At 59.4% G+C, this 6,920-nt stretch carries 6 protein-coding genes; 4 read left to right on the top strand and 2 right to left on the bottom strand.

The window, feature by feature from the left end; all coding sequences use genetic code 11:
- Together metK and B2W52_RS05040 are read right to left on the bottom strand one after the other, a co-directional pair.
- On the bottom strand, positions 1 to 701 hold a 701-nt coding region (gene metK, locus B2W52_RS05045; RefSeq protein ID WP_286801736.1), incomplete at its 3' end, for a methionine adenosyltransferase.
- Positions 702 to 850: 149 nt separating this feature from the next.
- Positions 851 to 1,843 (bottom strand): ArsR/SmtB family transcription factor, encoded by a 993-nt coding sequence (locus B2W52_RS05040; protein ID WP_227499645.1) that lies wholly within the window; start codon positions 1,841 to 1,843, stop codon positions 851 to 853.
- A gap of 244 nt (positions 1,844 to 2,087) precedes the next feature.
- Between B2W52_RS05040 and tkt the strand changes: the two genes are divergently transcribed.
- The 4 genes from tkt to B2W52_RS05020 form a co-directional block, all read left to right on the top strand.
- The gene (gene tkt / locus B2W52_RS05035; RefSeq protein WP_092031990.1) at positions 2,088 to 4,088 is read left to right on the top strand and encodes a transketolase; all 2,001 of its coding nucleotides are present in this window, start codon (positions 2,088 to 2,090) and stop codon (positions 4,086 to 4,088) included.
- The gene (gap, locus tag B2W52_RS05030; protein WP_008175297.1) at positions 4,088 to 5,119 is read left to right on the top strand and encodes a type I glyceraldehyde-3-phosphate dehydrogenase; all 1,032 of its coding nucleotides are present in this window, start codon (positions 4,088 to 4,090) and stop codon (positions 5,117 to 5,119) included. Before tkt ends, gap begins: the two co-directional genes overlap by 1 nt.
- A 29-nt stretch (positions 5,120 to 5,148) precedes the next feature.
- The gene (locus B2W52_RS05025; RefSeq protein ID WP_273072639.1) at positions 5,149 to 6,309 is read left to right on the top strand and encodes a phosphoglycerate kinase; all 1,161 of its coding nucleotides are present in this window, start codon (positions 5,149 to 5,151) and stop codon (positions 6,307 to 6,309) included.
- A 54-nt stretch (positions 6,310 to 6,363) separates the two neighbouring features.
- Positions 6,364 to 6,920: class II fructose-bisphosphate aldolase (locus B2W52_RS05020; RefSeq protein WP_286801728.1), on the top strand; the 557-nt coding region annotated here is incomplete at its 3' end.

The raw sequence follows: 6,920 nt of genomic DNA, 5'->3' as shown, positions 1-6,920 counted from the left end.
ATCACGAACTTGCCGGTCGGGTTGATGTGGAACTGGGTGTCCTTGTGCAGCAGCTCAGGCGGCAAGGCGTGCTTGACGATCAGTTCCATCACCGCTTCTTTCAGGTCTTCCTGGGTCACGTCCTCATCGTGCTGGGTGGACAGAACCACCGCGTCGATACCGGCAACCCGGCCGTTTTCGTAGCGGCAGGTCACCTGGCTCTTGGCGTCCGGGCGCAGCCACGGCAGCAGGCCGCTCTTGCGGGCCTCGGCCTGTCGCTGCACCAGGCGGTGAGAGAAAGTGATCGGCGCCGGCATGAGTACGTCGGTTTCGTTGCTGGCATAGCCGAACATCAGGCCCTGATCGCCGGCACCCTGGTCTTCAGGCTTCTTGCGATCAACGCCCTGGGCGATATCGACGGACTGCTTGCCGATAATGTTGATGATGCCGCAGGTGTCGCCGTCGTAGCCCACTTTCGAGGAGGTGTAGCCGATGTCCTTGATGACACCGCGCACCAGGTCTTCCAGATCCACCCAGGCGCTGGTGGTGATCTCACCGCCAACGATGGCCACACCGGTTTTTACCATGGTCTCGCAGGCAACGCGGGCATGGGGATCGTCGGTCAGGATGGCATCCAGCACGGCATCAGAGATCTGGTCTGCCAGTTTGTCCGGATGGCCTTCAGAGACCGATTCGGAAGTGAAGATGTTGTAGTCAGCCATAGCGCATGCTCCTCTGTGAGCGATTCAAATTCAGGCCGGTAAGCGACTTTCTTAAAGCGCTTTCCGGTATCCGGTTTGGTGGTCTGTGCAAGGATACGTAAAACTACGTATCCGTATATCAAAATTTGTTGATATTGCGATTCAGGTCGTCAAATCTGGCCGCTGTGTTTCCAGAATTCGCGCACCTGGATCTGAAAACCGTTCCGTAAGCCGATAAACAGCTGTTCTCCGGCAACCAGGCCAGCGTCCGCTGCCCAGGTGGTGAGCTCTTCCGGTTCAAAGCCCAGCCAGAGATCACCGCAGTTTGCTTTTGCCCAGTCCTGGTCGTGACTGCACAGATCGCTGATTACGAAGCAGCCGCCGTTATTCATCAGCGCCGCGGCATCCAGGAAGATGTCAGCAGGGCTGGGTACGTGATGCAGAACCATATTCGCAACGACCAGGTCGAAGGCGTCGCCCCTGGCCAGCAGGGTATCGGTAACACCTTCTATCAGGTCGATGTTGTTCAGCCGTTCGTCAATGCAGGTGCGGGTTGCCTTGGCCAGCATGTCCCGGCTGTTATCCAGTGCAACCACATGCCCACAAAGCTCTGCCAGAACCGGTAGGAAGGCACCTTCGCCGGGGCCGATTTCCAGTGCGGCCTGCCATTGATGTTTGCGGGACCGTTTGCGGATCATTTCCGCGACCGGCTCTGCGTAAAGATCAAAAGCGGCGATCAGTTCCTGCTGCTCGCGGAACTGCTCCGCATGCCGGGCGAAGAAAGCCTGGGACTGGTCTGCGCGCTGTGTGCGGATGGCCTCAATGCGCTCCTGCAGATGTGGTGGCAGTGGCACCCGGTCTACCGCTTCAAATATCTGTCGGATGGTCTGGTCGGTTGGCTTGTCGCTGTCCAGGTGCAGCGGGCGACGGTAGAAAATCGCATTGCCTTCACGCTGGGGCTCAAGCAGACCAGCCTTGTTCATTACCTTCAGGTGGTGACTCATGCCGGACTGGCGCATATCAAACAACTGGCTGAGCTCCAGAACTCCGAACGTATCCCGTCTCAACACACGCAGAATCTCCAGGCGCAACGGATCCCCGCCTGCTTTGAAGATCGGGGCCAGTGCGTCCACGGAGGACAGGTTGTCGGCGTGTGTGTTCATGGATGTCATGGAAACGAAGTGTAGGGGGCTTCGGGTGGTCAATCAATAGGCATATCAAAAAATTTTGATATAGATTTATCGTTCTTTGAAATCAGACCTTTCGGAAATCCACAGGCAAACAATCGTGAAACAGGCACATGCCGATTTGCCCCGGCACACACTAATCGGCGAAAATACGCGCCTCATTTTGATCGCCCTTTAATCACTGCGAATTCTTTTCCTGCAAAACACTGGAGAAACGTCAATGCCGTCTCGTAAAGATCTCGCCAACGCCATTCGCGCGCTGAGCATGGATGCGGTTCAGAAAGCCAAGTCCGGCCACCCGGGTGCGCCCATGGGTATGGCGGATATCGCCGAGGTTCTGTGGAACGATTACCTGAGCCACAACCCGGCCAACCCTCAGTGGGCCAACCGGGACCGCTTCGTGCTGTCCAACGGTCACGGCTCCATGCTGCAGTATTCCCTGCTGCACCTGAGCGGGTACGACGTTTCCATCGACGACATCAAGAACTTCCGCCAGTTGCACTCCAAGACGCCGGGCCACCCCGAGTACGGCTACACCCCGGGCATTGAAACCACCACTGGTCCCCTGGGCCAGGGCATTGCCAACGCCGTTGGTTTTGCCATTGCCGAGAAGTCCCTGGCAGCGCAGTTCAACCGTCCGGGCCACGAGATTGTTGATCACTACACCTATGCGTTCCTCGGCGACGGCTGCCTCATGGAAGGTATCTCACACGAAGTGGCTTCCCTGGCAGGCACCCTGGGCCTCGGCAAGCTTGTGTTCTTCTACGACGACAACGGCATCTCCATCGATGGCGAAGTGGATGGCTGGTTTACTGATAACACCCCGCAGCGTTTCGAGTCCTACGGCTGGCAGGTGATTCCCGCAGTCGACGGCCACGACGCCGACGCCATTCGCGCCGCGATCGAAGCCGCCCGTGCCAACACCGAACAGCCCACGCTGATCTGCTGCAAGACCATCATCGGCTTTGGTTCCCCGAACAAACAGGGCAAGGAAAGCTGTCACGGTGCCCCCCTGGGTGACGACGAAATCACCCTGACCCGCGAGCAGTTGGGCTGGCAGTACGGTCCGTTCGAAATTCCGGCCGACATCGCCAGTGCCTGGAACGCCCGTGAAAAAGGTGCCGCTGCCCAGTCCGAGTGGGAACAGAAGTTTGCCGCCTACGAAAAAGCGGAGCCGGAACTGGCGGCTGAGTTCAAGCGCCGCATGGCTGGCGACCTGCCCGCCGACTTTGCCGAGAAGGCCCAGGCTTACATCCAGGAATGCCAGGACAAGGCCGAGACTGTGGCTTCCCGCAAGGCGTCCCAGAACACTCTGAACGCTTACGGCCCGCTGCTGCCGGAACTGATGGGCGGCTCTGCCGACCTGGCCGGTTCCAACCTGACTATCTGGTCCGACACCAAGGGTCTGACCAAGGAAGATGCCAGCGGTAACTACATCTATTACGGTGTCCGTGAATTCGGCATGGCTGCGATCATGAACGGCATCGCCCTGCACGGCGGTTTCGTGCCCTACGGCGCGACCTTCCTGATCTTCATGGAATATTGCCGCAACGCCGTGCGCATGGCTGCGCTGATGAAGCAGCGTTCCATCTTCGTGTTCACCCACGACTCCATCGGCCTGGGTGAAGATGGCCCGACTCACCAGCCTATCGAGCAGATGGCCAGTCTGCGCACCACGCCCAACATGAGCATGTGGCGTCCGGCGGATACTGTTGAATCCGCAGTGGCCTGGAAAGCAGCTCTTGAGCGCACCGATGGCCCGACCGCCATGGTCTTCTCCCGTCAGGGGCTGCCGGCACAGCCGCGCGATGCCCAACAGCTGGCGGACGTAGCCAAGGGCGCCTATATCCTGTCAGACAGCGAAGGCACGCCGGACCTGATCCTGATTGCCACCGGCTCCGAAGTCGGCCTGGCGCAGGATGCGGCTGCCCAGCTTCGTGATCAGGGCAAGAACGTGCGCGTGGTTTCCATGCCGTCCACGGACGTGTTCGATGCCCAGAGCGCCGAGTACAAGCAGCAGGTCCTGCCGCTGGATGTCACCAACCGCATCGCCATTGAAGCCGGCATTGCCGATTACTGGTACAAGTACGTTGGCCTGGACGGTCGCATCATCGGCATGACCACCTTTGGTGAGTCCGCCCCGGCCGGTGAGCTGTTCAAGGAATTCGGCTTTACCGTCGACAATGTCTTGGAAGTGGCTGCTGAGCTTCTGGACGCCTGATGACGGACTCTGCGCCTTTTCGTGTCGCCATCAACGGGTACGGCCGAATCGGCCAGTGCGTGTTGCGTGCGCTTTATGAAAACGGCTTCCGCGATCACCTTCAGGTGGTCGCGATCAACGAGTTGTCGGATATCGACACCATTGCCCACCTGACCCGATACGATTCCACCCACGGGCGTTTCCAGGGTGACATTTCGGTATCGGGTCAGGACCTGATGGTCAATGGCGATGCCATCCGCGTGTTGAGTCACGCTGACCCGGCAGAGCTGCCCTGGCGCCTGCTTGATGTCGATCTGGTACTGGAATGTTCCGGCGCCTTCTCGGATCGTGCTACGGCCGAGAAGCACATCGATTCCGGGGCCAGACGCCTGCTCTTCTCGCAGCCGGCCGAGTCCGATGTGGACCGCACCGTTGTCTACGGGGTCAACCACGCTGATCTCACACCGGAAGACGTGATCGTTGCAGCCGCCTCCTGCACCACCAACTGCCTGGTGCCTGTGATCAAGGTGCTGGACGACGCCTTTGGCGTGCAGCAGGGCAGTACCACCACGATTCACGCGGCCATGAATGACCAGCCGGTTATCGATGCCTACCACCACCAGGATTTGCGACGAACCCGCAGCGCCCTGCACAACATCGTTCCGGTGGAAACCGGTCTTGCGAAAGGTATTGAGCGGTTGCTGCCGAGCATGGAAGGCAAGTTCAGTTCGGTCGCCATGCGGGTGCCGACCATGAATGTCTCCGCCATCGACATGGTGGTGAACGTGGGCAAAGCCACCAACGTGGCAGCGGTGAACAACCTGTTAGAAGAGGCCGCCAACGGCCCGTTAAAGAGCATACTCGGCTATACCGACGAACTGCTGGCCAGCTCCGACTTCAACCACGATGCCCACTCCGGCGTGGTGGATGGCGGCCAGACCCGGGTCACCGGGGGCACCATGGTGAAAGTGCTGTGTTGGTTCGATAATGAGTGGGGGTTCGCGAACCGGATGCTCGATGTCAGCAAAAGCTGGTTAACCAAACATTCTTAATCTGAAATTTTGTTGAAGGGACGAACGTTATGGCCATCAAGAAAATGACCGACCTCAACCTCGCTGGCAAGCGAGTGCTGATCCGCGAAGACCTGAACGTGCCGGTCAAGGACGGCAAAGTCTCCAGCGACGCCCGCATCCGCGCCTCACTGCCCACCATCAAGGCTGCTAAAGACGCCGGCGCCAAAGTCATGCTGATGTCCCACCTGGGCCGCCCGGAAGAAGGCGTGTACGACGAAGCCTCCTCCATGAAGCCTGTCGCCGACCACCTGACCAAAGTGCTGGGCCAGGAAGTTCGCCTGATCAAGGATTACCTGGACGGCGTTGAAGTGGCCGATGGCGAAGTTGTCCTGTTCGAGAACGTCCGCTTCAACAAAGGCGAAAAGAAAGACAACGAAGACCTCGCGAAGAAGTACGCGGCATTGTGCGACGTCTACGTAATGGACGCCTTCGGCACCGCCCACCGCGCCCAGGCCTCCACCCACGGCGTAGCCAAATTCGCTCCCGAAACCTGCGCCGGCCCTCTGCTGGCGGCCGAACTCGAAGCCCTGGGCAAAGCACTGGATAACCCGGCCAAGCCCGTGGTGGGCATTGTTGGTGGCTCCAAAGTCTCCACCAAACTGGACGTGCTCAACGCCCTCGAGAAGGTTTGCGACTCCATCATCGTGGGCGGCGGCATCGCCAACACCTTCCTGGCGGCTGCTGGTCACCCGGTTGGCAAATCCCTGTGCGAACACGACCTGATCGACACCGCCAAAGAAATCGCCAGCCGCGTTGAAATCCCGCTGCCGGTCGACGTGGTGGTTGCCAGCGAGTTCGCCGAAACCGCCACCGCAACCGTCAAGAACATCTCCGACGTCACCGACGACGACATGATTCTCGATGTGGGCCCAGAGACCGCGGGCGAATTCGCTGAACTGCTGAAAAACGCCAAAACCATCCTCTGGAACGGCCCGGTTGGCGTTTTCGAATTCGACCAGTTCGGCAACGGCACCAAAGCGCTTGCTAATGCCATCGCCGAAAGTGACGCCTTCTCCCTCGCCGGCGGTGGTGATACCGTCGCCGCCGTTGACAAGTACGGCGTTGCTGACAAAATCTCGTATATCTCCACCGGTGGTGGCGCGTTCCTGGAATTCGTAGAAGGAAAGACGCTCCCGGCAGTAGCGGTGCTGGAAGAACGCGGCGCGTAACGAGTTACTGAAAGAATCCAACTATCCCCAAAGTCCAAATGAAGGAGACGACCCATGGCCCTGATTTCGATGCGGCAAATGCTGGATCACGCCGCCGAGCATGGTTACGGTGTGCCAGCCTTTAACGTCAACAACCTGGAACAGATGCGCGCCATCATGGAAGCCGCCGACAAAACCGATTCGCCGGTGATTGTCCAGGCCTCCGCCGGTGCCCGTAAGTACGCCGGTGCGCCATTTCTGCGCCATCTGATCCTGGCGGCCATCGAGGAATTCCCGCACATCCCGGTGGTCATGCACCAGGACCACGGCACCAGCCCCTCCGTGTGCCAGCGCTCCATCCAGCTGGGCTTCAGCTCCGTGATGATGGACGGCTCCCTCGGTGAAGACGGTAAAACCCCCACCGACTACGAATACAACGTTGATGTTACCCGTCGCACCGTTGAAATGGCCCACGCCTGCGGTGTCTCCGTAGAAGGCGAGCTGGGTTGCCTGGGTTCTCTCGAAACCGGCCAGGCCGGTGAAGAAGACGGCATCGGTGCCGAAGGTACCCTGGATCACAGCCAGATGCTGACCGACCCGGAAGAAGCGGCGGACTTCGTCAAGAAAACCCA

The sequence above is a fragment of the Marinobacter sp. UBA2498 genome, assembly GCF_002341575.1.
Lineage (GTDB): Bacteria > Pseudomonadota > Gammaproteobacteria > Pseudomonadales > Oleiphilaceae > Marinobacter > Marinobacter manganoxydans.
This window is presented reverse-complemented; position numbering and strand designations above follow the sequence as displayed.

Excerpts from the sequence above, each read along its gene's own strand:
- tkt (WP_092031990.1), top strand. The coding sequence starts at position 2,088 with ATGCCGTCTCGTAAAGATCTCGCCAACGCCATTCGCGCGCTGAGCATG.
- B2W52_RS05025 (WP_273072639.1), top strand. The coding sequence starts at position 5,149 with ATGGCCATCAAGAAAATGACCGACCTCAACCTCGCTGGCAAGCGAGTG.
- B2W52_RS05040 (WP_227499645.1), bottom strand. The coding sequence starts at position 1,843 with ATGAACACACACGCCGACAACCTGTCCTCCGTGGACGCACTGGCCCCG.
- gap (WP_008175297.1), top strand. The coding sequence starts at position 4,088 with ATGACGGACTCTGCGCCTTTTCGTGTCGCCATCAACGGGTACGGCCGA.